The organism is Desemzia sp. FAM 23989 (genome assembly GCF_045528345.1).
Taxonomy (GTDB): domain Bacteria; phylum Bacillota; class Bacilli; order Lactobacillales; family Carnobacteriaceae; genus Desemzia.
The window spans coordinates 1-256 of the sequence record NZ_JBGQQT010000074.1 but is presented as its reverse complement, the minus strand read 5'-3'; the positions used below and the strand labels follow the sequence as shown (position 1 = coordinate 256).

Annotated in this window: 1 rRNA gene; it reads left to right on the top strand. The window is 48.8% G+C overall.

What is annotated here, in order from left to right:
* Positions 1-256: ribosomal RNA gene (locus ACEN36_RS13115) — 23S ribosomal RNA — on the top strand; the annotation flags it as partial.

Here is a 256-nt window from a genome sequence, read left to right as displayed (position 1 = left end):
TAGACAACTAGGATGTTGGCTCAGAAGCAGCCATCATTTAAAGAGTGCGTAATAGCTCACTAGTCGAGTGACCCTGCGCCGAAAATTTACCGGGGCTAAACATAACACCGAAACTGTGGATAGAACCAGTAGGTTCTATGGTAGGAGAGCGTTCTAAGGGCGTTGAAGCTAGATCGTGAGGACTAGTGGAGCGCTTAGAAGTGAGAATGCCGGTATGAGTAGCGAAAGACGGGTGAGAATCCCGTCCACCGAATGA